Below are 26,192 nucleotides of genomic sequence, written 5' to 3'. Positions count from 1 at the left end.
TCTCCGACATGCGGCTTTCAGCCGTCTGCCGTAGCGTAATTCCGAGGGCTGACCAAGGTATGGCGGGAATCCATACTGCCCACACGGTTTCAGAACTCAGCCTTTCAACGGGCGGCCCATCCGATGAACATCGCGGCCCATCCGTTGAACATTCCAGGCGAAAGAACATTCCAGGCGAATCGAACTGGACGGACGCGCTCACCACCACCTCCCTCCCCCGTACAGCGCCGTACAGCGCCGTTCAGCGCCCCAGTGGCTACCGCCGGCCGGTAAAAGCCCCCGCAATCTGGTCAGGGCTTGGCCGTGTGGACCACCGTCCGCTAGGAGGAATTCCATGGCGGTTCTCTGCAAGCCGGCCATCGCGGTACCCGAGTACGTCATCACCAATGACGAAACACTCGAACTGGCCCGACGCCTGCACGGCGACCACCCGCAGCTCAACCTGGTCCTCCGTCTGATCGAGAACACCGGGGTGCTGAAACGACATCTGATCCAGCCGATCGAAGAGGTGCTGCGGCATCCGGGGTTCGATGCCCGCAGCGCCATCTACGAGGCGCAGACGAAGGACCGCGTGCCGGCTGTGGTGCGCCGGGCACTCGACCACGCCGAACTCGAGCCGGAGCAGATCGACTTGATCATCTACGTCTCCTGCACCGGCTTCATGATGCCTCCGCCGACCGCGTGGCTCATAGGCAAGATGGGCTTCCGGCCGCAGACACGGCAGATGCCGATCGCCCAACTCGGCTGCGCGGCGGGCGGCGCGGCCGTCAACCGGGCCCATGACTTCTGCAGGTCGTACCCCGACGCCAACGTGCTGGTCGTCGCCTGCGAGTTCTGCTCGCTGTGCTATCAGCCCACCGATCTCGGCGTGGGATCCCTGCTGTCGAACGGCCTGTTCGGCGACGGGATCGCCGCCGCCGTCATACGGGGCAGCGGTGGGACCGGGATGCGCCTGGAGCGCAACGGCTCGTACGTCATCCCGGACACCGAGGACTGGATCTCCTACGCGGTCCGGTCCACCGGCTTCCACTTCCAGCTCGACAAGCGCGTACCCGGGACCATGGAGCCCCTCGCGCCGGCCCTGAGCGCGATGGCGGAACAGCACCAATGGAACGCCGGCAAGCTGGACTTCTACATCATCCACGCGGGCGGTCCGCGCATCCTGGACGACCTCAGCTACTTCCTCGACGTGCCGCCGGAAGCGTTCCGCTTCAGCCGGGCCACGCTCACCGAGTACGGCAACATCGCCAGCGCGGTGGTCCTGGACGCCCTGGCCCGGATGTTCGACGAGGCGTCGGCCCTCGACGGCCACCGCGGCATGATGGCCGGCTTCGGGCCCGGCATCACCGCCGAGATCGCCCTGGGCACCTGGACCACGGAGCCCGCGGCGGAGGCCGCCGCCTGATCCGGCGCCAACCCGGCCCCCGGCCAACGGCCCCCGGCCCGCAAGCTCCGGACGGAGCCCGCGGACCGGGGGCCGCACCCGTCAGACAGCGGCCCGTGGCAAGCAGCCCGTCAGGAAGCTGCCTGTCGTGAGCGGGAACGGGCCCGTAGGGCGTACGTCACCAGAGCGCGAACCGGCGCGGGTGGGCGGCGTACGCGCAGGGCCGCGCTCAGCGGCCGGTCCAGCAGCGACGCGGCCACGGCCGGAGCCAGCGGGGCCAGAGGAGCGGGCAGCCTGGCCGCCAACAGGCCCTGGCTGGCGGCCTTCCAGAGTGCGCGACCCGCGTCGCTGGGGGCGAAGTGACGGCTCTCGTAGCCGTGCATCCAGCTCTCCACCCCGGCCAGGTGCCCCCCGCCCGGCGGGTCGGGCAGACCCAGGGCGTCCGAGAGGCCCAGGTGAAAGGTGTACGCCGCCTCCCGCTCCGTGCCCGTGACCGCCCGGTACCCGTGCCCGTCGATGAACCGCAGCGGGCACACGGTGAAGCAGGCCAGGACGTAGTGCATCAGCTCAGGTGTGATGCCTGGCCGGTCGTGGACCCGGCGCAGCCCCTCGACGGTCTTCCGTCCTTCCGCGCTGTCCAGCCCCAGTCCGATCAGCGTGAACATGGCCGCCCCGGTCGCCTTGGCCCGGCCGCGCGGCTCGGTGGTCATCCGGCCGGTGCCGTGCAGCACGTGGGCGATGCCGGGAATGCCGAAGGTCCTGACGAAGCCCAGGGTGAGCCCGACCCGGGACTCCTCCGGCATCGTCTCCAGGACGAGCCGCGCGTAGGCGCGGTGCGCGCCGTACGTCCCGGTGGTCATCCGGTCGCGGTGGCGACGGCCAGCGCCTCGCCGGTCAGGGGCGCGTACAAGTAGCGGGCGACCCGCACCAGATGGGCCCGTTCCTCGGCCGGTTCCGCGTCCAGACCGGGCAGCGGCGCCTGGTCCTCGCGCGAGCGCGCCGGGATCCCGGTGTCCAGTGCCTCGACGGCGAAGCGCAGCGCGGCGGCCACGATCAGGGCCGCCCGGTCCCGGTCGTCAAGCCCGGCCCGCTCGGCGACCCGCGTGGCGGCGGTGACCACCGCGGGGTCGGCCCACGGACGCAGCGTCAGCTGGCCGTCGCGGATCTCCAGGCCCCGCCGGGCGGTGCGCCACTCCAGGTCCCGGAACGCCAGCCGCTCGGTCCAGAGCGACGGGGGCGCTTCCAGGGCCAGCCGCCGGTCCGCCCGGTACACCAGGTCCCACAGCGGGCGCAGGGCCTGGTAGTCGCGGCGCCGGCGCGTCCATGCCGCGACGGCCGGTCCGGCGAACCCGGCGGTGATGAGTACGGCTCCGAGGGCGGCGAACCCGGGGCCGACCGCGGTGCTCAGCCACTCCGTACCGGTGACCTCGGCGAAGGCCGCTCCGATCGCGATGAGCTTGCACACGACGTAACCGCAGGCGACGAGCCCGCCGAGGGCGATCAGCCGGATGCCCCTGCGCAGCCAGCCGGGCGGCAGCCGGGAAGCGTGGCCGCCGCACACCCGGCTGATGTCGATCAGCGCGAAGCCGAACAGCGCCTGGTAGAGGACCAGGAATATCGCGATCTGCGGGATCGTCGCGAAGGTAGTGTCGAACGTGAGGGGTGTCTCCGGGCTGTCGGCTCCCCCGGTGAAGAAGAGGACGATCATCGCCGGCACCAGGACGGCGAACACCGCGAGGCGCCGCCGCACTTGGCGCCAGGTGTCCGCGGTGGCCGCGTCCCACATCTGCGGGTCGGGGCCCTCCTTCGGCGGGGCCCACATGCGCGCCAGCACCACGGCGGCGGCGGAGAACCCCGTGATGCCCAGGTAGACCAGCAGGGTCGCCAGGTTGCCGCGATTCGCGATCCGGTCGATCCCCCGGTACAGCACCGGGGCGGCGATCACGAACGCGGTCGCGGGCGCCGCGATCGTCAGGGCGACGACGAGCAGGCCGGGGGACGGGTCGCGGCGCCATGCCCGGATCTTCAGACCGGCCACGACCCAGGCCGCCGTCCCGATGCCGAGGTAGACCACGTCGAACGGCGTGTCAGGCAGGTCAGACATGCTGTCCTTTACGGTGTTCCAGCGCGGGCGCCAGTTGGGACGTGGTGCCGGCCCCGGGCGCCAGCACGAGCGTGCGCGTCAGCTCGGCCCCCAGGATCTCCGCTTCCGTCTCCGCCGCGCCGTCGTAGTGGGAGCGGCCGAGGACCAGTCGGATCATGTCGGCGTCGAGGGTGGGCAGTTCCACCTGATCCGTCGCCTCGTCCACGGCCGGGGCCTCGGCCAGGTGCCCGCACAGCAGGTGCGCGAGTTCGTGGCAGATGATGTGGGCCTGGTGCAGGCCGGAGGTCTCCTGCTCGAAGTAGATCAGGTCGGCGTCCGCGCGGCGTTCGACGAATCCGGACGGCTCACCCAGCCGCATCCGGCGCGGCACCAGCCGGACGGGACGCCCGGCCCGGTCGGCGACCGCCGCGCACAGCTCCTCCACGGTGCTCATCCGTGGCAGATCCAGCTCTCTGACCATGGCCCGCATCCGGCGGCGGGTACGTCCAAGATCTCGCACGTCATCCCCATCAGCCGGCCGCCAGTACCCCAGCGGCGTGGGCCGGTTGTCGGTCACGTCTCGGGGCGGTCGGGCAGTCCGACTGCCTTTCGTAGTTGTTCCACCACGGTGAGGGCCGCGTCCTGCATCTCGGGGGGCAGGCCCGCCGCCCGCATCGCGATGCGCTCCACCCGGGCGTCCCGTAGCGCTTCGATCTTCCGCAGGTCCCGCTCGACGGCCTGGGCGGTGGCGGAGTCGCTGAAGTAATCCAGCGGAATGCCGAAGAACTTGGCGATCTTCACCGCGTTCTCCAGGCTGGGTTTCTGGCTGCCCTTGCGGAGGTTCCCGATATAGGTGCCGCTCAGACCGGTTCCTTCGGCGATCTCCGAGTCGCGCCAGGGGCGCCCCAGGTCCTTCGGGTAGATCACCGAGATCACACGCCGGAAGCGGGCCGCGAAGTCCAGGGAATCGGTCGGCTCCCCACCGTCGCCAGGTCGAAGAGCCGACGCTTCTGAGTGTGGAGAATCGGGGGCCATGGGCCGGATCATAGAACTCTTCGGCCTTCGGCGGGGATCTCGCCACCGCACCGATCTACACGATCGTTGCGAGCAAACGAGCCATAACACGCAACGAGTTGTGAATCGCCGCCGCCCATCCGGCAAGCAATCAACTTTAGTTGACTTACGCCCAACTCGCGTACAGGATCGACCACGCTGGCGGATGCACCCGGCTGCCGTTCCGCAGTGCCGGCCGGCTCCGCGGGCGCTGGGCGCCGCTGCCCCACGGGGGTGGGCAACAGTGCCCGGCGCCAGGGCGTGTCCGCCGCCCCGCGAGGCCGCCACCTCGCGTCGGCCCGCCCGTCCCGGCCCGCCCGTACGGCCCGTCCGGCCCGGACACCTCTGTCGTACCTCGGACGCCCCTGTCGTACCTCGCACACCCCTTGTCGTACCTCGGACACCCCTGTCGTATCGGCGCAAGGCGAGGACCCGAGCCCTCGAAACCGGCAACGTGCCCGGGGATTCCTGCGAGAGTGAGGGGCTCTCGGCGCCGCACCCCTGACAGGGCGTGCCGCCGGAGCAATCCGATGAGGTCTCTTGTAGGAGTATGCGACGTGCCGACCGAGCGCCTGGTGACCTGGATATGCCACCCGGACGACTTTCTGCCGGAGTACGTGGACAAGATCTCCGCACAGATGACCGAGCGCTGGGCGGAACCGTGCGCCCGGCACGGCTTCAGCTTCCGGTTCATCGCCGCCAACGAACTGGTGCCCGCCTGCGCGGATCGTCCGCAGCTGTGGCACGGGGGTGTGGATCTGCTGGAGACCCGGCAGGCGTACATCGTCGACGACGTCAGCGGTGACCCGCAGGCCACCCACTTCCTGCGGGGGATCTACCGCGCGATCGACGCCAGTGACTCCGTCCTGCTCAACCGGTCGCTCGTCGGGCCCGAATGCCTGGAGCGGGACAAGCTGGCCATTCTGGCGCGGGCGGCGACGCTCGGGGTACGGACACCGCGGACCGTGGCTCTGCCGTTCGGCCGGTACGCGCGCAAGGGCCTGGACGTCATCCGCAAGGAGATCGGCGAGGGCCCGTACATCCTCAAGGCGCGCGAGATGGGCATCGGGTTCGGCGTGCTCAAGCTGGACAGTTACGAGCAGCTGCGTGCCGCCGTCGACATCGTTTCGCAGACGGGCCAGAGCTACATCGTGCAGGAGTATCTGCCCAATAAGGGTGATCTGCGGGTGGCGATGGTCGACGGGAAGTTCGCCGCCAGCATGTTGCGCAGGCCGGCGGAGGGTTCGTACCTCTCCAACATCTCCCAGGGCGGCAGCGCGAGTTCCAACCCCGATGTCGCGTCCGTCCTGGGCGAGGTCGAGCGGATCGTGGCGGATCTGCAGGCCGGGTATCTCTGTGTCGACTGGCTGCTGACGGACGACGGCCCGGTCCTCGGCGAGTGGGGCACCGCCATGGCCGAGTTCTCCAGCCTGCCCGAACCCGCCAGGTCTCATCTGGCCGACGCCTTCTTCCCCTGGGTCGACCGGCAGTTGTCCGAGGCCGAGGCGGGCGCTGTCACCGACGAAGGACACTGAGCATGACGAAGACCACGGCCGAGGCGGATGCGTCGGAGGCGACCTCGCATCCGCCCGCCGTCGGCGCGGGGCTGGGTTTCACCCTGCTGTCGAACCTCGGTCTGGCGATCGTACTGACGCTGCTTCCGGTGGCGGTGCTGCACGGCGGGCGGATCGATCCGGCCGTCTTCTCCTTCGCGCTGTCCATCCATGTCGGCTCGGCGCTGGTGGGCGCGGTGCTCACGCCGATCACGTTCAGCCGGGTCCATCCCGGCTGGATCCTGACGATCGCGTCGTCGCTGAAGGCGGCCGGCTTCGTCACCGTCGCGGTCAGCACCACGGCCCCGGCCCTCTATCTCTTCGCGGTGCTGGCCGGTCTCGGGGTGGGCTTCTCCCGCCCGGCGGTCCGGTCGCTCCTGATGAGCGCGGCGCACGAGAGCCGGCGCAGCCAGGTGTTCCAGGTCTTCTTCATCCTGCTGAACGCCGCCTATGTGCTGGCTCCGCTCGCGGCCGGTCCGGTCGGCCGGGCCGGGGCTCCCGCGCTGCTGGCGCTGGCCGCCGTCGAAGTGGGCGTCGGACTCACCGTCGGACTGCTCGCCCGCGGGCTCAGCTTCGCCCTCCCGCCCCGTGGTACGGGAGGGTTCCGGCGGCGGCTCGCGGTCCTCAGGAACCCTGCCGCGACGGTCGTCCTGGGCTACACCTTCGCGATCTACTTCGCGATGGGCTTCCTCTACACGATGGTGCTCCTGTACGAGGTGGTCAATCCCGGACTGGCCGAGCACCGCACCCTGTTCCTGAGCTACCAGCCCCTGGCCATCATCGCCATCCAGCTGGCGCTGCTGCCCTTCTTCGCCCGGCTCGGGCGGAGCGCCCTGTATCTGACGGTGGCCGTGGCCGGCGGCACGGGGCTGGTGCTGTCGTTCACCAGCAGCCTGATGCTGGTCCTCGCGGGTCTGACGCTGTTCGCGATCTCGGAGTCCCTGGCCTTCCCCAAGATCCAGGTGGAGGCGGCCGACACGGTCCCCCAAGGGCAGCTGACCGATGTCTTCGCCCTGGTCAGTGTGGTCACCGCGGTCGGTGAGATCACCGGCAACATGGTGGCGGGACTCGCGGTCGGCAGCTCACTGTCCTGGCTCCCGTCGCCCGCGCAGTCCGGCATGGCGGTGGGCCTGCTGGCCGGAGTGGTGCTGCTCGTCGGCGGCATCGCCCTCACCCGGTCCATCACCCCGGCCGCCAAGGCCACGGCTGGTGCGCGGGAAGGGCAGGGGTCCTGACATCGCGGGGCGCATCGCGGCGCGGGGCACGGGACCGTACGGCCCCGGGCCGGGAATCAGCGCAGATCGCCGATCACTCTGCCGAGCAGATATCCGGCGTGGATGCGATTGCGGGCGCCGATCCGCGACATGATCTCCGAGATATGGCGCTGGCAGGTCCGCAGCGACATGCCCATCCGGCGGGCGATCACCTTGTCCTCCAGACCCTCGACCAGCAACCGCGAGATGGAGAGCTGGATTTCGACGGACGTTCCCTTCACCTGCCCCCGGTCGTAGGAGACGGGAAACGGGCGGGCCGCCGGCCAGGCCCGTTCGAAGGTATCGACGACGAAATCCACGATGCTCAGTTCACCGACGACCACGGCTCCTTCCCGGTCGCCGCGCAGCGGCAGGACCGCGATCTCACGGTCAAAGATGATCATCCGCATCAGGGCGTCGCCCAGCATGCGGACGTCGACCCCGAGCGGTGTCACGTGTTTCACGTAGTCGACCGTGGCCTTACTGAACTGAGCGGTGTGCTGATAGATCGTGCGCATCGAGATGCCGCGCCGCAGCACCGATTCCGTCCGCTCGAGCGCCTCGTCCAGCACATCGGCCGGCCGTGCGCCGCCCGGCTGTGAGGTGAGGATTTCCTGTCGCGCTCCGGCCGAGAGCTCGGTGAGCACCTTCCGTACGGACGCGACCTCCGGCAGCACCTCGATCTGGGGGCGGCTCCGCCGCTCGGCCGGGCTCTGCTCGTAGATCCTCGTGAGCGTGTCCAGCTCCGTCATCAAGTGCATGATCCGCTGCTGCCGGTCCTCCAACTGCCGTACGGCCGGGGCGATGAGCCAGGCCCCGGCGATCCGCGGTGAGCCCGGGGCGTAGGTCCCGTCCTCGGCCGGGACCAGCAGATGTAACTCCATCAGGCGATCGGCCAGCCGTGTCGCCTCGCCTTTTCCCACGCCTAATGCGGTGGCGAGTCCCTCCAGGGATGCATTCCCCGAAGCGCATATGTATTCGTACGCCTGGGTGATCATTTCATCAACAGGAAACAGGGAACGCTCGGCCGGGGGCAGGGGCTCCATCATCTCGCTACCTCACATCCAAAGAATCCGAATCATATCCATTTGGGCGATTGGGTGGACTTTCAGCCCATCGCATTCACGCCAGGCGGGGATGCGACACGTTGCCTCTCTGGAGGTACCCCGTACCGCATGGCACATTTACGATGCGTAGGCACTGATGAACTCAGGGGGGAAAGTAATCGTGCAGCGCGCGACCAACCATTCAGCGGGAGTTGGAATTTTCGGGTGGGGCGTCCACTCCGACGATCTGGGCTGGGGCTGATGTCCGGGATCCGCTACGGAGAGTACATCGTCGTTCACCGGCTCGACAGTGGCCGAGTGGCGGAGCTGGTACTGGACCGTCCGGGCCGGATGAACGCGGTGTCCGCCGAGCTCGGAGCCTCGCTGGCCGCCGCCACCGCGGACCTCGCGGACGACTCTTCCGTCGGCGTCACCGTGATCACCTCCAGCAGCGAACGCGCCTTCTGTGTGGGCGCCGACCTCAAGGAGCGCAACGGTTTCACCGAGGCCGACCGGAAGGCCGCACGTCCCGTCAGCCGGGCGGCCTACGCGGGTGTGCTGGCCCTGCCGATGCCGGCCATCGCCGCGGTGCGGGGCTACGCGCTGGGCGGCGGCTACGAGATCGCGCTCTCCTGCGATGTCATCGTGGCGGATCCCGGCGCGACCATAGGACTGCCGGAGACCACCGTCGGGGTCATCCCCGGCGGTGGCGGCACCCAGCTGCTGCCACGGAGGGTGGGCGCGGCCGCCGCGGCGCATCTGATCTTCAGCGGGCGCCGGGTGCCGGCCGCCGAAGCACGCGACCTGGGGCTGGTGGACTTCCTCGCGCCCGCCGGTGAGGCACGTGCCATGGCGCTCGACATCGCCCGCGGCTACGCCGCCAATTCGCCCGTGGCGCTGCGGGCGGCGAAGCGCTCCCTGCGGCTGGGGCACGGCAAGGACCTCGCCGCGGGCCTCGAAGTGGAGGACGCCGCATGGCATACGGCCGCCCTCTCGGACGACTGGGCAGAAGGCGTCGCGGCGTTCAACGAAAAACGCACACCGGACTGGCCCGCATATCGCTCGACAGTCGACAGCCGATACTGAACGGCGATCTTTTTCCGGACACACTCATCATTGCGGGGGAATTGTGCTGCGAGAAACCAATCCATCACTGAGATATCGCGACGGGGCTTCCGGCGAGCCATCCAGAATCATATTGGCCGAGAATCTCGACACGTTATCGCGGGCCCAGCTGGAAGAAATCCAGCAACGGAATCTCGCCCTGACCGTGAGCGCGCTGCGCGACCATCCGGACGTGGCCGCCAGCTGGCCGGGAGCGCTCGATCTCCGGGTGGCCCGCGATCTGCTGAAGCTGCCCCTGTTCTCGCCCGCCGACCTTCAGCAGACGTGCCCGCCCACCACGGAGAACCTGGTGCTCGGCGACGGCAGCTCGGGCCTCGTCCTGCGCTCCAGCGGCACGTCCGGGCTCCGCAAGATGATCTACCACTCCTGGGAGTTCAGCTGGCGGGTCTCCTACCTCGGTGCCCGCGGCGTCCGCAGCGCGCTCAGGCCGCGTCCCCGGCGCATCGCCAACTTCCTCTACCCCGCCGAGCTGAACGGCGCGTTCGGCTTCGCGCAGGAAGTCGCCCAGCTGCTGCCCGCCATGGCGTTCCCCATGGGCAGCAGCGCCCTCGCCTCCCCGGAGACGCCCGAGGTGCTGCGCGATCACCAGGTGGACACCGTCATCTGCTCCCCCTCCGCGGGCACTCAGCTGCTGACCGGCGACGCCACCCGCGAACTGCTGCGCTGCGTCACCAACTTCCTGTACATCGGGGAGATCATGGGCGAGAGCAGGGAGCGCCAGCTCGCCGACGCCCGGCCCGATCTCACGGTGCGCTCCTTCTCCTACTCCACCAGCGAGACCGGCCCCATCGGCTACCAGTGCGCCTACCAGAGCGGCTCGACCCACCATCTGCACGAGGACGTACTCGTCGTCGAGGTCATCGACACGGACGCCGAGCGGATCCAGCCGGACGGGCGCGTCGGCGAGGTCGTCGTCACGATGCTCACCGACTCCGGGATGCCGTTGCTGCGCTACCAGGTCGGTGACGAAGGGTTCATCGAGACCGAGCCCTGTCTGTGCGGCAGCGCCGCGCGGCAGTTGACCCTCACCGGGCGCGTCGGCCAGTCCATGAACGTGGACAGCACCACCATCTCCCGTGACCTCGTGATGGAACAGCTCGCGACCCTGGGCATCACCGACCCGGCCGACTGCCAGTTCCAGGTGACGCTGCACGATCCCGGCTTCTCGATCCGGCTGCTGCTCTCCGAACGCACGCCGTCGGGGGTCACCGCCGAGGACGCCGTAGCCGCCCTGTACGGCGCCTACCACATGGGAAGGGTCTTCACCGCCCCGTCCTACCGCGGTCTGACGCTGGAGCGGGTCGACAGCTCGGCGTTCCACCACACCGTACGAGGCAAGACACCGTTCTTCGTCGAGCGGACCGCGGGCTGACCGGCCCGCGCCGGCCGCCGCACGCTCCCCGAACCGCACGCTTCCCGAAACATCCCCAGAAACATGCCTGGAGATACTCCGATGCCTCGTACGACCGAACGCAGCAATTGGGTGGCCGCACGCGTCGACAAGACGTCGGACGCGCTGACCCGGGCCATCGCCACCGACCTGACCAGCCATGTCTTCGCCGCGCGCGAGGGAAAGGAAGTGATCCTCGCCGACGGCGGACGCGCGGTCGAGTTCATCTCCTGCTCCTACCTCGGACTGGACACCCACCCGGCTCTGGTGGAGGCCGCCGTCGCCACCCTCCGCCGGGTCGGCGTGCAGTTCTCCTCGTCCCGCACCCGGATGCGCTACGAGGATCTGGAGGCGCTCGAAAGCCTGCTCGGCACCATCTACGGCGGCCGGCACGCCACGTGCTTCACCGCCGTCGGCAGCGTCCACCTCGGCGTGCTCCCGCTGCTGGGCAGCGGGGTGCTGCCCAGCTACCCGGTCGCCGCGAACGGAGTCGCGTTCCTCGTCGAACGTACCGCGCACGCCTCCCTCCAGGTGCTGCGCGGCGTGCTGGAACAGATCGGCACCGTGGACCGGTTCGACTGCGAGAACCCGGACGACCTGGCGGCCAAGCTGGCCGTGATCCACGGCGCCGGGCGCACGCCGGTCGTCCTCGTCGACGGTGTGGGATCCATGGGCGGTCTGATCGACGTACGCGCGCTGTACGAACTGTGCGCGGCGGCCGACGGATATCTGTACGTGGACGACGCGCACGGGGTGTCGATCACCGGAGCGCAGGGCGCGGGCTTCGCGTACGAGGAGTTCCGCGACCTGCCGGGCGGACTGCCCGACTCGGTGATCATCGTCGGCTCTCTCGCGAAGGCCTTCGGCGGGAGCAACGGCGGCTTCGTCGTGCTGAACAGCGAGGAAGACACCGTACAGCTGCGCAAGTTCGGCAACCCGCTGATCTTCGGCGGCCCCATCGCCCTGCCCGTCGTCAGCGCCTGCCGGGTCTCGGCCGAACTGCATGTGGACGGCACGGTCGCGCGGCTCCAGCAGGACCTGTGGCGCAACACCGAACTCTTCGACTCCCGCACGGGCGGCGCCCTGTTCAACGCGGGCACCCGCTCCCCCATTCGCGGAGCGCTCTTCGACCGCGAGGACGACGCGCTGCTGGCCGCCGGGCGGCTGCGCAAGGCGGGCGTCATCGTCACCCCGGCGTTCTTCCCGACCGTGGCGAAGGGCAGCGGCCTGATCCGGATGGCCGTCTCGGCCGCCCACACCGCCGAGCAGATCGAACTGGCCACCAACGAGCTGGGGGTGGGAGCGTGACCACGGGCGCCACGCGTGCGGCGCGGCCGCACGAGCGGACCGGTGCGGAGCCGAGGACGCCGTACGGCCGCCGGCTCAGCACGGCGAACGCCGGCCCCCGGCCCGCCGTCGTCGGCTTCGGCACGGCCACCCCGGCCAACTCGTACACACAGCGGGAGATGCTGGAGCTCTTCCGGATCGAGGACCCCCGTATCCGGTCCGTCTTCCTCAACAGCGCCATCGAGCGCCGCTATCTGACGCTGCCGCCGGAACTCGGCGACGGCACACGGAAGACCGAGACCCAGGGCGAACTGCTCGCCAAGCACAAGGAGCAGGGCATCAGGACCGGCGCCGAAGCGCTGGAGACGGCGCTCAAACGCGCCGGGCTCGCCCTCGCCGACGTCGGCTATCTGTGCTGCGTCACCACCACGGGACTGCTCACCCCCGGCTTCTCCGCCCATCTGATCAGGGAGTTGGGGCTGCCGGTCTCGGCCAGTCGGCTCGATGTCGTGGGGATGGGCTGCAACGCCGGGCTCAACGGGCTCAACGCCGTGGCCGCCTGGTCGGCGGCCAACCCCGGACAAGCAGCGGTCATGGTCTGCGCGGAGGTCTGCTCCGCCGCGTACGTCTTCGACGGCACGATGCGCACCTCGGTCGTGAACAGCCTGTTCGGTGACGGCGCCGCGGCGGTCGCGATGGTCACGGACCCGTCCGGGCCGGCGCAGGACGAGGACGCGGCGCCCGCGGGCACCCTGCTGAAGTTCGCCAGCCGCATCATCCCCGAGGCGGTGGCGGCCATGCGCTACGACTGGGACGACGACCAGGGCAAGTTCAGCTTCTTCCTCGACCGCGACGTCCCCTATGTGGTCGGCGCGCACGCCGAGGAGGTGGTCGACCGGCTGCTGGCCGGCACCGGCCTGGGGCGCGCGGACATCGACCACTGGCTGGTGCACTCGGGCGGCAAGAAGGTCATCGACTCGGTCAAGGTCAACCTCGGGCTCAGCCCGCACGCCGTACGCCACACCACCGGGGTACTGCGCGACTACGGAAACCTGTCGAGCGGATCCTTCCTGTTCTCCTACGAGCGCCTGATGGAGGAAGGGCGGGTGCGTCGCGGTGACTACGGCGTGCTGATGACGATGGGCCCGGGCTCCACGATCGAGACGGCGCTCGTCCAGTGGTGACCCCCGACGCGAAGGATGAAGGAACCATGACTGTGTCCCGTACCGGCACGACGACGGTGTCCCCTACCGACCCCGCTCTCGCCGGGAAGCTCCGCGAGGGGGCCGCCGCGGTCCTGACCATCGGCGGGGACGAGGAGCTCACCCCCGAACTGGTGGCCCGGGTGAAGACGGCGGCCGAGGAGGCGGAGGGCGCCGAGGGTGGAGTCGTATTGCTCCTGCTGGGCGCGGGAGCCGGTTCCGGGGCGGAGTCCGAAGCCGGTGCCGAAGCACGGTCCGAAGCCGGTTCCGGAGCGGGGTCCGGCGCTCGGTCCGGAGCGGGGTCCGGCGCCCGGTCCGACGCCGCGTCCGCCGGTACGGGCATCCATCTCGTCAACACCTGGGAGCGGGCGCTGCGACGGCTGGAGACGGCCGACCGCCCCACGCTCGCCCTCGTGGCAGGCGCGTGCACAGGACCCGCGCTGGAGGCGCTGCTCACCGCCGACTACCGCATCGCCGCCGGTGACGCCCGGCTCCGGCTCGCCGGCGCCGAGGACGGCGCCTGGCCGAGCACCGCCGTGCACCGGCTGGCCCAGCAGATCGGCACCGCCAGGGCCCGCCGGCTGCTGCTGCGCCGTCCCTGGCTGGACTCGGAGCGCGCCGCCGAACTGGACCTGGTGGACGAGACGGTGGCCGGCGCCCAGGAAGCCCTGGAGCGTACGGCGGAGATCGCCGAGGAGCTGTCGGCCGTGCCCGGCCGTGAGTGGTCGATCCGGCGCAGGCTCCTGTTCGACGCCACCCTCAGCTACGAGGAGGCGCTGGGCGCCCACTTGGCCGCCTGCGACCGGAGCCTGCGCCGGCGTATCCCGGCCGCGGCGCCGGCGAGCGCCCGGCCACTCGCCGACGCCCGCTGACCACCCGCGCACCGTCCCCTCCCACCTCCGAAGGAACCGTGTGTCGACGACAGACTCTCCCCCAGGCCCCGCCCCGGACCCGGATCCGGATCCCAGTTTCGCCCCGGACTCCGGGCTCGCCCCGGACTCCGGCTTCGCCCCCGGCCCGGTGAGCGACGGTGACCTCACCGCTTCCGCCGCGGCCCTGGCCACGGAGATCCGTACCCACGAAGCCGTACTGTCCGCCCTTCCGCCCCGCGCCGCACGCTCCGAGGAACAGCAGCGCCTGGCCACCGAGCTTCACCGGACCTGCCGTGGCCTGCGCGCCTCCTTCCTCCGTAGCCATGCCGCGCGTGTCTACGACCAACTGACCGAGGGACGCACCAGGCGGCTCGGGCTCACCGCGCTGGCCGAGGCGGCGGCCGAGGCGTTTCCGCACCTTGTGCCGACCCGCGCCCAGTTGGACGAGGAGCTGCGCCACGCGCAGGCGGAGAAGGAAGGCCGGGAGATCGACCAGGGCATCTTCTTCCGGGAGATCCTGCGGCTGCCGGAAGCGGGCGGGCATCTGGTCGACGTCCTGCGCGACCCGACGCCCGAGGCACGCGCACTGCTGCCGGACTTCCGGGCCACCGGCCGGGCCGAACTGGGCAAGGTCACGGTGGAACGCCGCGGCGACGGGGGCCATGTCACCTTCCACAACGAGTCCTGTCTCAACGCCGAGGACAACGAACTGATCGCCCAGCTCGAAGTGGCCGTCGACCTCGTGCTCCTGGACGACGACATCCGGGTGGGAGTCCTGCGCGGCGGACCCATGACCCATCCGCGCTACCAGGGCCGCCGCGTCTTCAGCGCGGGCGTCAATCTCGCCGAACTGCACCACGGGCGGATCTCGTTCACCGGTTTCCTGCTGCAGCGCGAGCTCGGCTACATCAGCAAGATGTACCGGGGCCTGTCCACCGAGGGGCGACCGGACACCTTCCCGGCCCACGGCACGGAGAAGCCCTGGGTGGCGGCGGTGGAGACCTTCGCGATCGGCGGCGGAACCCAGCTTCTGCTGGTGATGGACAAGGTGATCGCCGCCGCCGACTCCTATCTCAGCCTGCCCGCGGCCCAGGAGGGCATCGTGCCCGGCGCCGCGAACTTCCGGCTGGGCCGGCTGACCGGCGACCGGGTCGCCCGCCAACTGGTGCTGGGCGGACGGAAGATCTGGGCCGGCGAGCAGGACGCGCGCCTGCTGATCGACGAGGTCGTCGACCCCAGGACGATGGACCGCGCGGTGGACGAGGCGGTGGCCCAGCTGGCCGCGCCCGCCGTGGTCGCGAACCGGCGGATGCTGCATCTCTCGGAGGAGCCCGTCGACGCGTTCCGTTCCTATATGGCGGAGTTCTCGCTCGCCCAGGCACAGCGGCTGTACGGGGAGGACGTGTTGGACAAGGTCGGCCGGTTCGCCACGGGATCGGGGACCGTAGCCGGGACGGGTATGCCCGCCGGGACGGGTATGCCCGCCGGAGCGGAGACCGTACGGTGAGCGTCCCCGCCGAGACCGTTCTGCACCGCGACGACCTGCACGGCTCACTCGGCTCCCCCGCCATGGGGTCGATCAACTTCCTCAACGAGGTGATGAGCCGCTTCCCGGACGCGATCTCCTTCGCGCCCGGCGCCCCGCACACCAGCTTCTTCGGCGAGATCGACGTAGCCCGTCATACCGCCCGCTACCTCCGCCATCTGGAGGAGGAGCGGGGTCTGAAGCCCGAGCAGGCCGAGCGGCTGCTCTACCAGTACGGGCCGAGCCGGGGCCTGATCAACGATCTGGTGACCCACGCCCTGCGCACCGACCAGGGCATCGATGTGCCGCAGGACTCCGTCGTCATCACCGTGGGCTGCCAAGAGGCGATGCTGCTGACGCTGCGCGCGCTCGTGGCCTCGCCGACGGACCTCGTGGCAGTCGTCAATCCCTGCTTCGTCGGCCTGTCCGGGGCGGCCGCGGTGCTCGGCGTGGACCTGGTCGCGGTCGACGACACCGACGACGGCATCGACTTCGGCCAGCTGGACGAGGTGTGCCGGGCCGCCAGGACAGCGGGCCGTCGTATCCGGGCCCTGTATGTCGCACCCGACTTCTCCAACCCGTCCGGCGGCTTCCTGAGCCTGGAGGCCCGGCACCGGCTGCTCGCCGTCGCCGCACGGGAGGACTTCCTGCTGCTGGAGGACAACGCGTACGCGTTCACGGCCGACCAGCCGGGCGCGCTGCCGCCGCTCAAGGCACTGCCGGGCGGCGAACGGGTCGTCCATCTGGGCACGTTCGCCAAGGTGTGCATGCCGGGCGCCCGGGTCGGGTATGTCGTCGCCGACCAGCGGGTACGCCACGCCTCGGGCCGTACCGGACTGCTCGCCGACGAACTCGCCACCCTCAAGAGCATGGTGACCGTCAACACCTCACCCCTCTCGCAGGCCGTCATCGGCGGCATCCTGCTGGAGCACCAGGGATCGCTGGCCTCGGTCGTCAGCGCCAAGGCCGCGCTGTACCAGCGGAATCTGCGGCTGCTGCTGGACGCGCTGGACCGCTCGCTCGGTCCCGGCACGGGCGCGCCCGCCGGGGTGTCCTGGAACCGGCCCCGGGGAGGGTTCTTCGTACGCGTACGGCTTCCCGTCCCGGCGGACGAGCGGCTGCTCGAACGGTCCGCCCGCGAATTCGGCGTGCTGTGGACGCCGATGTCGCACTTCTATCTGGGCGACGGCGGGGACCGGCAACTCCGGCTCGCGTGCAGCTATCTGGACCCGGACACGATCGAGGAAGGCATCGGCCGGCTGACCCGGTTCCTGCACGCCGTGTGCCCGTAAGTCAGCGAAACCGAAACCACAAGCCCTTTGTGCCCGTATCTCCCGTATCTCCCGCACCTCCGAGAAGGAACCAGAAAGACTTCATGGACGACATCAACGCGGACGGCTCCCCGTCCCAGGCCCTGCCCGTCTCCTCCCGCCCGAGCAGGCGCCGCGTCCTGGTGGGGGGCGGGGTCCTGGCCGCCGGAGCGCTGGCCACCACGGGGGCCGGCGCGGGCCGGGCGACCGCGGCGGTCCCCGGCCCGTCCGGCGACGCGGACGCCCGGGTGACCCGTACGCTCACGCTCTCCGAGGGCACCAATATGGCCGCCGCGCTCTCCCCGGACGGCGCCGGCTTCGCCATCGACCTGCTCAGCGCGATCTGGCTGGTCCCGGGCGACCGCGGCGAAGCCGTACGGCTCACCGGTGACCTCCAGGACGCCACCCAGCCGCAGTGGGCCCCGGACGGCAGCCGCATCGTGTTCCAGTCCTTCCGTGACGGGACCTACCAACTGTGGTCGGTGCGGCCCGACGGCACCGGGCTCACCCGGCTGACCGACGACGACTTCGACAACCGCGAACCGCAGTACTCGCCCGACGGCAGCCGCGTCGTCTTCACCTCCGACCGCTCGGGCAGCAACGACCTGTGGCTGCTCGACCCGGCCACCGGCGCGCGGACCCAACTGACCTCCGGCGACGACGAAGAGGGAATGCCCGCCTGGTCGCCGGACGGCACCCGCGTCGTCTGTACGGTCAACGACGCGGCCGTGGACTCCGTGGACCTCGCGACCGGAGCGCGCACCCGGCTGGTCACCGCGAGCGCCGGCGCCAAGATCTTCGGCCCGGCGCTGAGCCCCGACGGCCGCCGCCTGAGCTACGTACAGTTCATGGGCACCCGCGCCGAGGTCATCGTCGACGGCCGGGCCGTCGTCTCCGGCCAGGACGTCCACGCCCTGCGCACCTCCTGGATCTCGGCCGAGGAACTGCTCTACACGGCGAACGGCCGCATACAGCGGCTGCGCCTCGACGGCACCCCGCGGACGGTGCACTTCACCGCGCCGCTCCCCTTCTCCCGTACTCCCTGGAAACACCAGGTCAGAGACTTCACCTCGACAACTCCGCAGCCGGTCAAGGGAATCGCGGGTCCGGTCGTCTCCCGCGACGGCCGACGCGTCGCCTTCCGAGCCCTGAACGCCCTCTGGGTGATGAAGCTCGGCCAGGCCCCCGTCAAGCTGGTGGACGACGGATTCTTCAACTCCGACCCGGACTGGTCCCCGGACGGCACGGCTGTCGTGTACGCGAGCGACCGGTCGGGAACGGCCGCGCTGTGGCGGCAGGACCTCGCCGGGGGCGAGCCGGTCCGGCTGACCCGGCTGGCGGGCGCCCAGCTGACCCCCCGCTGGTCCCCGGACGGCACGAAGATCGCCTACCAGGACGAGAACGGCGGCACCTGGGTGCTGGAGCTGGACTCCGGGACCGTACGCCAAGTACTGCCCGTCGTCTTCCAGCCCGGCCGGCCCGCCTGGTCCCCGGACGGCACGCGGATCGCCGTCGCCGCCAACAAGGCGTACTCCAAGCGGAACCGGGCCGGACTCAGTGAAGTCCTCTCCGTGGACCTGGCCACCGGCGCGACCCGCTCGGAACCCGTCGCCGCGCACCGGTCGATCGCCACCCGCGGCGACGACGGACCCGTATGGACCGCCGACGGCCGGCACCTCGTCTTCGTCATGGAGAGCACGGCCTGGCGCGTGCCGGTCGACGGCACCGGGAAGATCGTCGGCGCGCCCGAGCAGATCACCACCGAGGTCACCGACTCCGTGTCCGTGGACTCACTCGGCCGTCTGTACTACTTGAGCAACGGCACCCTGCGCACCGTCCCCGTCGCCGGCGGCACCCCGCGGACCGTCGCCGTCCCGCTCACCTTCCGCCGGCCTGCCGCCACCCGCACCGTGGTGCTGCGCACCGGCGCCCTCTGGGACGGCCGCGGCGACCGGCTGCGCGAGAACGTGGACATCGTCGTGAAGGGCGACCGGATCGCGGAGATCCGCCCTGCGGGCCGGGGCCGCGGCGACGAGGTCGTGGACCTCTCGGGACTGACCGCGATGCCGGGGCTGATCGACGCCCATCTGCACTGGCATCTGCGCGGCCGGCAGTGGGGCGACCGCACGGGGCGCCTCCTCCTCTCGTACGGCATCACCACCGTCCTCTCCCCGGGCGACCCCGCCTACCAGATGGTGGAGACGAGGGAGTCCATCGAGTCGGGCGCACGCCTCGGCCCGCGCTTCTTCGGTACGGGCGACGCCCTGGACGGGGCACGGGTCTTCTACAACTTCGCCCGGCCCGTCGTCAGCGCCGAGCAGCTGGGGCTGGAGATGGAGCGCGCCACGGCGCTCTCGTACGACCTCGTCAAGTCCTACATCCGGCTGCCCGCCCCCTTGGAGCGGGCGGTCACCCGGCAGGCCCACGACCGCGGTCTGCCGGTCACCTCGCACTACGCCTACCCCCAGGCCGGCTACGGCATGGACGCCATGGAGCACACGGGCGGCGGCAACCGCGTCGGCTACTCGCAGACGCAGACCCGGCTGGGCAGGGCGTACCAGGACGCCGTCGCCGTCCTCACGGCGGCGGGGATGCCCGTCACCTCCACGCTGCTGAACTCCTCCGTACTGCTCGCCGACGACCGGTCACTCGTCACCGACGAACGCACCCGACGGCTCTATCCGCCGTGGGACTACACCGTCCTGCTGGCCAAGGCCGACGCGGCGGGCGGCCCGACCGCCGAGCTGAACCGGGCCCTGCTGGCGGGCGGCGTCGACATGCTGCTGCGCATCCACCGCGCGGGCGGCACCGTCATCGCCGGTTCCGACGCACCGCTCGACGACCCCGCCATCTCCCTGCACCAGAACCTGCGCGCGCTGGTCCAGGGCGGCTTCGCCCCGTACGAGGCACTACGCACCGCCACGGTCCACCCCGCGCGACGGATGGGCGTGGACTCCCTGCTCGGTACGGTCACCCCGGGGCACCTGGCCGACCTGGTCTTCGTCGAGGGCGACCCCCTCACGGACATCAACGCGGCGGCGGCGGTCCGGACGGTGGTGACGGGCGGCACGGTACGGACGGTGTCGTCACTACTGGAGCCTTTCGCCCCCGTCTCCCCCTCCACGACATCACGCGAGACCGCCGGCAACCCGACGGTCCGCTCACTGGTATCCCCGGAGACGGAGCACCAATACGGCTGGCACGACCCCCGCCCACACGCCACGGGCTGCCTCTGCTGAGCCCCGCCGAACGGGGGACGGGGTTCAGCGGATCAGGCCCTCCGCGTCAACCACGGCGGCCCGTGCCCTGGCCACGCCGCAGAGGACGTCCCCCGCCTGGTACTTCTCGCCCGGGGGGGCTCAGTTCGCCGGGGAACTCCCTGGTGTGGTCCTCGGTGACGACAGCCACGGCCGGGCGCTGCCGCGTGCGGTGTCGTAGCGACAACGGGTGCGGGGGGATGAACTCGGCATCATCGGAGATGGCCGGCGGTCCGGCCACATCGGCTCCTTGGGACGGACTGCGAGGGTGCCACCCTCTGTTCGCCGGTGGCCCCGAAAAGTTGCACGCACCGACGAAGCCCCGATCCATACCGCGTGTCAGTCCACGTCACCCCACGTCACGTCGGGTCCGGGGGGCCAAGACTGGGAGAAGTCGAACAGTGTCGGCGCGTCTATCTCACGAACGGCCTTCCTCCAGGAAGGGCGCCCTGAGATGAGAAAGCCTTCCCAGTCACCCGATCTCAGCAGATAGGTAGCTGTCGGATCATTCTCGACTCCATGCCGGGAAGAAATGTCGGCCGCCTCCCCTTCGTTGGCCTTTCGGATCGTCAGCCCATACATCAGGGAATTGACGAACATGCTGTCCACATGGCCGATATAAATTTCGATGCGGGGCGCCGGGGAGAGCTTCACGTCGGTATCGCTGCGAATCAGCATCGTCTTATGAGAAACCGTGTAACTCCAGACCTTAAAAAGGCGACCGGGCTCTTGAAAGATCATCCATTCCCTCTACTTCTGGCCTTATTATCCGCCTGACCGGGGCTCTGTCGATCGGCGAAGAATCAGCGTCTGGAATTCTTGCCCGGGGGCTCAGGCGGCTGAACCGACTTGGGCTCCGGAACGTTTTCTATCTTCTCATTATCGGAGTACCAGGAGATCGAATCCCATGACCTTCCCCCGTAATCTATTCCGTCCTCCTGACCAGCCTTGAAAGCCGCGACATTCCTTGCCACGACACTCATTTCCCAGGCTGTACCATATCCCTCCGGCGGATTCTTCTGCCCTTCACCGGTGCCGTATGGCTTTCCTCTTTCGACTGCCGTATCGAACGCCTTCGCGATTGATTCCGGAGTATTTTCCGCACCCGGCATGCCATCCAGAGTAATGTGAAGGTCCACCCGGGGGTCGGCTACCGCTCCCATCACATTGGTCATCCAAACCGGCGTTCCGGCCTCCACGTTCGCGAATTGCCGGCCATTGAACGTGGTGGCCGCCGGATGACCGTGGTCATTCAGGTATTCCATCAGGATACCGGAAGGCGGATTGACCCCCAGGACGACACTGGGATATTCCGGCGGCCTCCCGGCAGGATCTCCTCGCTCCTCGCAGGGAGCGAGTCCGAGCGGATCGACCAAGATATGGGGATTGGTCACGTACGTGTTGGGGTTCGGCGTTGGAACGATCCCGAGCGGATCGGACGTCAAATATCGAGCGGTCCCGGGATCGTAGTATCGGTGGACGTTGTAATGAAGCCCGCTTTCCGCATCAAAATACTGGCCCGGGAAACGCAGTGGAGTGCACGCGGTCGCATCCGCGTTCCAGGCGGTGATGCCCCAGAGAGTTCCGCGCGCCCGCCACGCAATGGTTCCATCCTCACCGACGAGTTCGGTCGGCGTACCCACCAGATCGGTGACGACGGCGAAGAAGCGGCGGTCGATTTCCTCCTGCGGCGCGCCGACCAGGCATTTGCGCTCGGTCTGGGCGATGGGGTGGAAACCCCGGTAGTCCCAGGTGATCGAAGTCTGCGTACTGTTCGCAGGACCGCACGACACCTGTTCGACGAGTGTGTCACCGTCCCAGGTGAAGTCCGTCTGTTCCAGGATCCGGTCACCGTCCGCGGTGAGACCCCGCTTGGACACACGGCGGCCGAGCGGATCGTAGCGGTATTGCCACCGGCTTCCGTCGGGTGTGACGGCGACGGTCAGCCGGTCTTCGGCGTCCCACTCATAACGCCAGACATCACCGCCGGGCTCGGCCGTGCGGCTCAGCCGCCGCAGAACTGTGCGCCCCTGCGCGTCGTACTCGTAGTGGACGTCGCCGGCTCGGTCGACGCGCGTACCGTCGTACCGACGCGCCCCGGAGACCTCTCTCCCCGGGTGCCTCGCGGGCCAGGATGCCTCCGTCAGATTGCCGGATTCATCGTAGGTGTACCGCTCGGTCCAGCCCCGCGCGTGTACGGCGGTGACCCGGCCGACCGGATCCAGATCGAACCGTCGAGTGCCGGAGAACTGGTCTTCGACGGAGGTGACGCCTCCGCCCGCCCGGTAGCCGTACCTGCGGGACTGAACGGTTCCGGCACGGGTGACCGCCCGTTGCCCGAGCAGACGGTCGGCCGCGTCCCAGACATGGTCGAGGGTGGCTACGCCCTCGATGTGACGCGAAGTTTCGCGCCCGGCCGTGTCGTGCTCAAAGACGACGCTGTGGCCGGAGGCGGCTGTGAGCCTGCTCCAGCCGGCTGGTCCGTGTTCCCACGTACTGGTCATGCCGGTGGGAGTGGTCCGCTGGGTGGGGCGCCCCAACTCGTCGTAACCGAATGTGAGAGTCCGGCCGTTGCACGTCTCCGCGAGGACCCGTCCCATCACATCACGGCGATAGCTGAGTTCGGCGCCGGGACCTGCGGCACGGGCGAGGCGGCCGGCAAGATCGTAGGAGAAGCGAGTGACAGCTCCCTCGACGTCCTTACCGACCACGCGGCCGAGGAGGTCACGGTCGAAGCGGATGGTCTGTCCAGCACCGTTCGTGCGACTGGACAGCCGCCCCGCCTTGTCATACGTGTATCCGATGCTCCGCGCGTCGAAGTCCGTCTCGGAAATGAGACGACCCGCCGCATCGTGCTCGTACGCCCACGAGTGCCCCTGCGGGTTGTCGACGCGGACAAGCCGACGTTCAGTGTCGTAGTGGAACTCGTAACGGGCACCGTCCGGCTCGACGCGGACCGCCGGCAGCTCGAAGTGGGTGTACTCGAAACGGGAGACGGCACCTGACGCGTCCCTGTGAGACGTGCAATTGCCTTCGCCGTCGTAGACCCAGGCCTCCTCGGCGCCGTCCGGCCCGATACGGCCAGCGAGCTTCCCTTCGGTCGTCCACCGCAGGCGTGTAGTACGGCCCTGCTCATCGGTCACGACTACCGGACGGCCGAATGCATCGCGTTCGTTGCGGGCGACGACGCCCGACGGCTGGGTGAGCGCGACGGGCAGACCCGCCGGATTGCACGCGACATGCATGGTCCGGCCCAGTCCGTCGGTGACGGCCGTGAGCCCGCCTCCGGCGTCGTACGTGTATGAAGTGACCACGCCGGCAGGGTCTGCGACCGAGGTGCGATTACCGCACTCGTCGTGGGCCAGACGCCAAACAGCCCCTTCATGGCCGGTCACTGTGATCGGCAGACCGGCGTCGTCGTACTGGACGAGGGAGCGGTGTCCGTCAGGCAGGCTGATCGCGGTCCGATTCCCCGACGTGCCGTATTCATACATCGTCGTATGACCGAGAGGGTCGGTGCGCGACAGGAGACGGTCGTGGGTGTCCCACGTTTGACGGGTGGTACTGCCGAGAGGATCTGTTTTAGAGGTGACTTGAAGGTGGTTGTTGAGGTGGTAGACGGTGGTGGCGCCAAGGGAGTTGGTGTAGCGGGTGATCCGGTCGCCGGTCTCGCGGTGGACGTCATAGGCGAAGCTGGAGGACAGGTAGCCGTCGGGGCCGATGGTGCGGACGACGCGTCCGGCCGCGTCGTAGACGTATCGGAAATTGGAGTCGTTGCGGTCGGTCCAGGAGGTGATGCGGCCGTCGGGGTCGTAGGTGAACCGCAGTGGCAGGCCTGAGGAGTTGGTGACGGCGTCCAGATCGCCCTGGTCGTCGTAGCCGTAGGTGAGGACGGTGACCGGGCCTTCGGGGGTACGGAGGACGAGCGCGGTGACCCGGGAGACGTCGGCGGTCAGCTGGACGGTGTACCCGCCGCTGTGCGTCACCGTCGTCGGCGCGCCGTCGGGACGGCGGGCGAAGCTGACGCGGTTGTCGTTACGGTCGCTCAACTCGCCCAGCCAGAAGGCGGGCGAGGTGCGGTACGGACTGCCGGTGAACGAACGGGTCAGGCCGGTGTGCGGGTCCAGGACGAGATAGGTCGTCTCGTCCCCGTCCTGTCCGCCGTGGACGAGCGGCAGGCGGTCGCCCTCCAGCGGGAGAACCGTTTCACCGTCCGGAAGCGGCAGCCGCGGGTAGACCAGGAGCGAACCGTCCTCGCGCGCCCAGACCGCACCGCCCGCGACGGGGTCCAGCTCGATGCGCTCGTCGAGGGTCGAGGCCCAACTGCGGCCGAACCAGTGGCCGTAGCGGTACTCGGACGCGTGGGTGCGGCGCAGGACGAGCGGAAGTACCCCGGGCAGGGCCAGATCGGTCAGCGGCAGCAGCATCTCGCCGGTGGCGATGTCGACCGGGTCGCCCTCGCAGACCGTCTTGTCGAGAGAGACACCATGACGGCGAGGGTCGTCCTTCGCGTCCTGTGCGGAGTTCGGCTTGGTCCGGGTGTCCTGCTCGGGACGACGTTTGCCGTTCGGCCCCCCGCCCTTGTCCTGGCCGCCGTCGCTCACCTGGCCCCGCTCCTTGGCGAGGCGCGCGCGGATGTCGTCGTCGTTGCTCTTGTGGTCGGTGGATATCTGCTTGACGGCCTTGGGCAGGGTCTGGCCGACGTGGTCGCCCATCGTCTTGACGGCCTTCTCCAGCGCGTCCATCGCCTTGTCCGCGACCGGATCGATCACCTCGGCGATGGAGTCCCGGCCACGGGTGCGGCCGTGCGCCGTCTTCGCCTTGGACAGCTTGCCCGCGGTCTTGCCGTGCATGTTGACGCTGACACCGTTGAGCTGAGTGAAGGCGAAGTCGTGCTCACCGTGCTCGATATGAAAACCCTTGCCCGGCCCAGCCGCGCCGCCTGCGCCTGCGCCACCGCCTCCGCCGCCACCACCGCCACTGCCACCCGCTGAGGCCAGGTTCATGGCGTCCTTGGAGCCCTGCACGCCTTCCTTGAAGCCGTCCGCACCAGCCTGTTTGGCCTGGTCGAGGTCGACCCCGTCCTGCACCCCCAGCGCGGTCGCGCCGAGTTGGACCACAAGGTCAGCAGCGAGGCTTTCGAGAGCGGCGACGGCCGGCTCGGTCATCGCCGAGACGATGTACCCCACCGCCTCCTCCGCGCCCTCCTTGATCAACCGCTTGACGACCTCCTGCGTCGCCCGCATCGCCGCGGCACCGAACAACATCGACAGACCACCGGTCACCGGAATCAACGACAGCGCGATACCGGCCTCACCGGCCAGATAGCCCAGCTGGACGATCGCGGCCAGCTTCATGCCCTCGATGGCGGTCGCCGCCGTGTCCAACGCCCCGGCGATCGTCCGCGCCGCCGACGCGATGTCCTTGATGTGCTTGTCCTTGACCTTGCCCCAATGCCCGTTCAGCGCATCAAGAGCCTCGCCATACCCGGACGAGATCAGCCGCTGGACATGGTTGTTGGCGAGCTGCCCGTCATCCTCCAGATCCTCCGCGAACTCCCGCAGAGCGTCCGCCATGTCCCGATAGGCGTCCTCATCCACGTTCGGCCAGGACACCCCGATCAGATCCAACAGAACGTCGGCCCACTCCGGCACCGTGACAGCCACGAACCCAACCCCCCGTACCCGCACCCGTGTTCGCGGAATGCTTGTGCGAACAGAGTCTGACAGAAGCGCGGCGGACAGCGCGGATGGTTAAACCGATCGGGCTTGCTTCGAGATGTCTGAGCCGTTTCAGTCGCCGGGCCTCGCCGTGATAAGCCCCCGATTTATGCGATTGCTCCTGCAAGCGAC

Annotated in this window: 18 protein-coding genes; 11 read left to right on the top strand and 7 right to left on the bottom strand. The window is 69.5% G+C overall.

What is annotated here, in order from left to right:
• Positions 1-334 precede the first annotated feature (334 nt).
• Positions 335-1,405, top strand: a complete 1,071-nt coding sequence (locus ACZ6MZ_RS02460) for a type III polyketide synthase (protein WP_469349319.1) — start codon at positions 335-337, stop codon at positions 1,403-1,405.
• A gap of 110 nt (positions 1,406-1,515) precedes the next feature.
• Here ACZ6MZ_RS02460 and ACZ6MZ_RS02455 read toward each other — a convergent pair whose 3' ends face one another.
• From ACZ6MZ_RS02455 to ACZ6MZ_RS02440, 4 genes are read right to left on the bottom strand one after another with little or no spacing between them, the layout of a single operon-like run.
• Complete coding sequence (locus ACZ6MZ_RS02455) at positions 1,516-2,244, bottom strand: oxygenase MpaB family protein (RefSeq protein ID WP_469349318.1); 729 nt, start codon at positions 2,242-2,244, stop codon at positions 1,516-1,518.
• Positions 2,241-3,488, bottom strand: a complete 1,248-nt coding sequence (locus ACZ6MZ_RS02450; RefSeq protein WP_469349316.1) for an MAB_1171c family putative transporter — start codon at positions 3,486-3,488, stop codon at positions 2,241-2,243. The genes ACZ6MZ_RS02455 and ACZ6MZ_RS02450 overlap by 4 nt, the downstream gene beginning before the upstream one ends.
• Positions 3,481-3,987, bottom strand: a complete 507-nt coding sequence (locus ACZ6MZ_RS02445; RefSeq protein WP_384328442.1) for a hypothetical protein — start codon at positions 3,985-3,987, stop codon at positions 3,481-3,483. The genes ACZ6MZ_RS02450 and ACZ6MZ_RS02445 overlap by 8 nt, the downstream gene beginning before the upstream one ends.
• 53 nt (positions 3,988-4,040) lie before the next feature.
• A complete protein-coding gene (locus tag ACZ6MZ_RS02440; RefSeq protein ID WP_384328444.1) occupies positions 4,041-4,502 on the bottom strand; it encodes a helix-turn-helix domain-containing protein in 462 nt (153 codons plus the stop codon).
• A gap of 575 nt (positions 4,503-5,077) precedes the next feature.
• Here ACZ6MZ_RS02440 and ACZ6MZ_RS02435 point away from each other — a divergent pair.
• Both ACZ6MZ_RS02435 and ACZ6MZ_RS02430 read left to right on the top strand, forming a co-directional pair.
• Entirely contained in the window at positions 5,078-6,055 is a 978-nt protein-coding gene (locus ACZ6MZ_RS02435; RefSeq protein ID WP_384179281.1) for an ATP-grasp domain-containing protein, read from the top strand.
• A 2-nt stretch (positions 6,056-6,057) separates the two neighbouring features.
• Positions 6,058-7,308: an MFS transporter gene (locus ACZ6MZ_RS02430; RefSeq protein ID WP_469349314.1), complete on the top strand. Its 1,251-nt coding sequence runs from the start codon at positions 6,058-6,060 to the stop codon at positions 7,306-7,308.
• A 56-nt stretch (positions 7,309-7,364) separates the two neighbouring features.
• Here the strand turns inward: ACZ6MZ_RS02430 and ACZ6MZ_RS02425 are convergent, their stop codons facing one another.
• Positions 7,365-8,210 (bottom strand): helix-turn-helix transcriptional regulator, encoded by an 846-nt coding sequence (locus ACZ6MZ_RS02425; RefSeq protein WP_384328449.1) that lies wholly within the window; start codon positions 8,208-8,210, stop codon positions 7,365-7,367.
• A 423-nt stretch (positions 8,211-8,633) separates the two neighbouring features.
• On the opposite strand from ACZ6MZ_RS02425, the gene ACZ6MZ_RS02420 reads away from it, so the two are divergent.
• The 8 genes from ACZ6MZ_RS02420 to ACZ6MZ_RS02385 all read left to right on the top strand — a co-directional run bounded on the left by ACZ6MZ_RS02420 (position 8,634) and on the right by ACZ6MZ_RS02385 (position 20,322).
• Complete coding sequence (locus tag ACZ6MZ_RS02420) at positions 8,634-9,458, top strand: enoyl-CoA hydratase/isomerase family protein (protein WP_384328452.1); 825 nt, start codon at positions 8,634-8,636, stop codon at positions 9,456-9,458.
• Between the two features lie 112 nt (positions 9,459-9,570).
• The gene (locus ACZ6MZ_RS02415) at positions 9,571-10,869 is read left to right on the top strand and encodes a phenylacetate--CoA ligase family protein (protein WP_384328455.1); all 1,299 of its coding nucleotides are present in this window, start codon (positions 9,571-9,573) and stop codon (positions 10,867-10,869) included.
• 81 nt (positions 10,870-10,950) lie between these two features.
• Positions 10,951-12,195 carry an aminotransferase class I/II-fold pyridoxal phosphate-dependent enzyme gene (locus ACZ6MZ_RS02410; protein ID WP_384179271.1) on the top strand — a complete coding sequence of 415 codons (1,245 nt, stop codon included), beginning with the start codon at positions 10,951-10,953 and terminating at the stop codon, positions 12,193-12,195.
• Entirely contained in the window at positions 12,192-13,358 is a 1,167-nt protein-coding gene (gene dpgA / locus ACZ6MZ_RS02405) for a 3,5-dihydroxyphenylacetyl-CoA synthase DpgA (protein WP_469349311.1), read from the top strand. The genes ACZ6MZ_RS02410 and dpgA overlap by 4 nt, the downstream gene beginning before the upstream one ends.
• A gap of 26 nt (positions 13,359-13,384) precedes the next feature.
• Positions 13,385-14,248, top strand: a complete 864-nt coding sequence (gene dpgB, locus ACZ6MZ_RS02400) for an enoyl-CoA-hydratase DpgB (RefSeq protein ID WP_469349309.1) — start codon at positions 13,385-13,387, stop codon at positions 14,246-14,248.
• A gap of 40 nt (positions 14,249-14,288) precedes the next feature.
• Positions 14,289-15,755: a (3,5-dihydroxyphenyl)acetyl-CoA 1,2-dioxygenase DpgC gene (dpgC, locus tag ACZ6MZ_RS02395; RefSeq protein WP_469349307.1), complete on the top strand. Its 1,467-nt coding sequence runs from the start codon at positions 14,289-14,291 to the stop codon at positions 15,753-15,755.
• Entirely contained in the window at positions 15,752-17,065 is a 1,314-nt protein-coding gene (locus ACZ6MZ_RS02390) for an aminotransferase-like domain-containing protein (protein ID WP_384328469.1), read from the top strand. The genes dpgC and ACZ6MZ_RS02390 overlap by 4 nt, the downstream gene beginning before the upstream one ends.
• An 83-nt stretch (positions 17,066-17,148) precedes the next feature.
• Positions 17,149-20,322 (top strand): amidohydrolase family protein, encoded by a 3,174-nt coding sequence (locus ACZ6MZ_RS02385; RefSeq protein ID WP_469349304.1) that lies wholly within the window; start codon positions 17,149-17,151, stop codon positions 20,320-20,322.
• Between the two features lie 357 nt (positions 20,323-20,679).
• Here ACZ6MZ_RS02385 and ACZ6MZ_RS02380 read toward each other — a convergent pair whose 3' ends face one another.
• Both ACZ6MZ_RS02380 and ACZ6MZ_RS02375 read right to left on the bottom strand, forming a co-directional pair.
• Positions 20,680-21,018: a hypothetical protein gene (locus tag ACZ6MZ_RS02380; protein WP_469349303.1), complete on the bottom strand. Its 339-nt coding sequence runs from the start codon at positions 21,016-21,018 to the stop codon at positions 20,680-20,682.
• Positions 21,019-21,143: 125 nt separating this feature from the next.
• Positions 21,144-26,006 (bottom strand): DUF6531 domain-containing protein, encoded by a 4,863-nt coding sequence (locus tag ACZ6MZ_RS02375; protein ID WP_469349302.1) that lies wholly within the window; start codon positions 26,004-26,006, stop codon positions 21,144-21,146.
• Positions 26,007-26,192: the final 186 nt, after the last annotated feature.

The organism is Streptomyces sp. NPDC042201 (assembly GCF_055582185.1).
This window is presented reverse-complemented; position numbering and strand designations above follow the sequence as displayed.

Coding starts and splice junctions, on each gene's coding strand:
- ACZ6MZ_RS02460 (WP_469349319.1), top strand. CDS start 335: ATGGCGGTTCTCTGCAAGCCGGCCATCGCGGTACCCGAGTACGTCATC.
- ACZ6MZ_RS02455 (WP_469349318.1), bottom strand. CDS start 2,244: ATGACCACCGGGACGTACGGCGCGCACCGCGCCTACGCGCGGCTCGTC.
- ACZ6MZ_RS02450 (WP_469349316.1), bottom strand. CDS start 3,488: ATGTCTGACCTGCCTGACACGCCGTTCGACGTGGTCTACCTCGGCATC.
- ACZ6MZ_RS02440 (WP_384328444.1), bottom strand. CDS start 4,502: ATGGCCCCCGATTCTCCACACTCAGAAGCGTCGGCTCTTCGACCTGGC.
- ACZ6MZ_RS02430 (WP_469349314.1), top strand. CDS start 6,058: ATGACGAAGACCACGGCCGAGGCGGATGCGTCGGAGGCGACCTCGCAT.
- ACZ6MZ_RS02425 (WP_384328449.1), bottom strand. CDS start 8,210: ATGGAGTTACATCTGCTGGTCCCGGCCGAGGACGGGACCTACGCCCCG.
- ACZ6MZ_RS02420 (WP_384328452.1), top strand. CDS start 8,634: ATGTCCGGGATCCGCTACGGAGAGTACATCGTCGTTCACCGGCTCGAC.
- ACZ6MZ_RS02410 (WP_384179271.1), top strand. CDS start 10,951: ATGCCTCGTACGACCGAACGCAGCAATTGGGTGGCCGCACGCGTCGAC.
- dpgB (WP_469349309.1), top strand. CDS start 13,385: ATGACTGTGTCCCGTACCGGCACGACGACGGTGTCCCCTACCGACCCC.
- ACZ6MZ_RS02385 (WP_469349304.1), top strand. CDS start 17,149: ATGGACGACATCAACGCGGACGGCTCCCCGTCCCAGGCCCTGCCCGTC.
- ACZ6MZ_RS02380 (WP_469349303.1), bottom strand. CDS start 21,018: ATGCTGATTCGCAGCGATACCGACGTGAAGCTCTCCCCGGCGCCCCGC.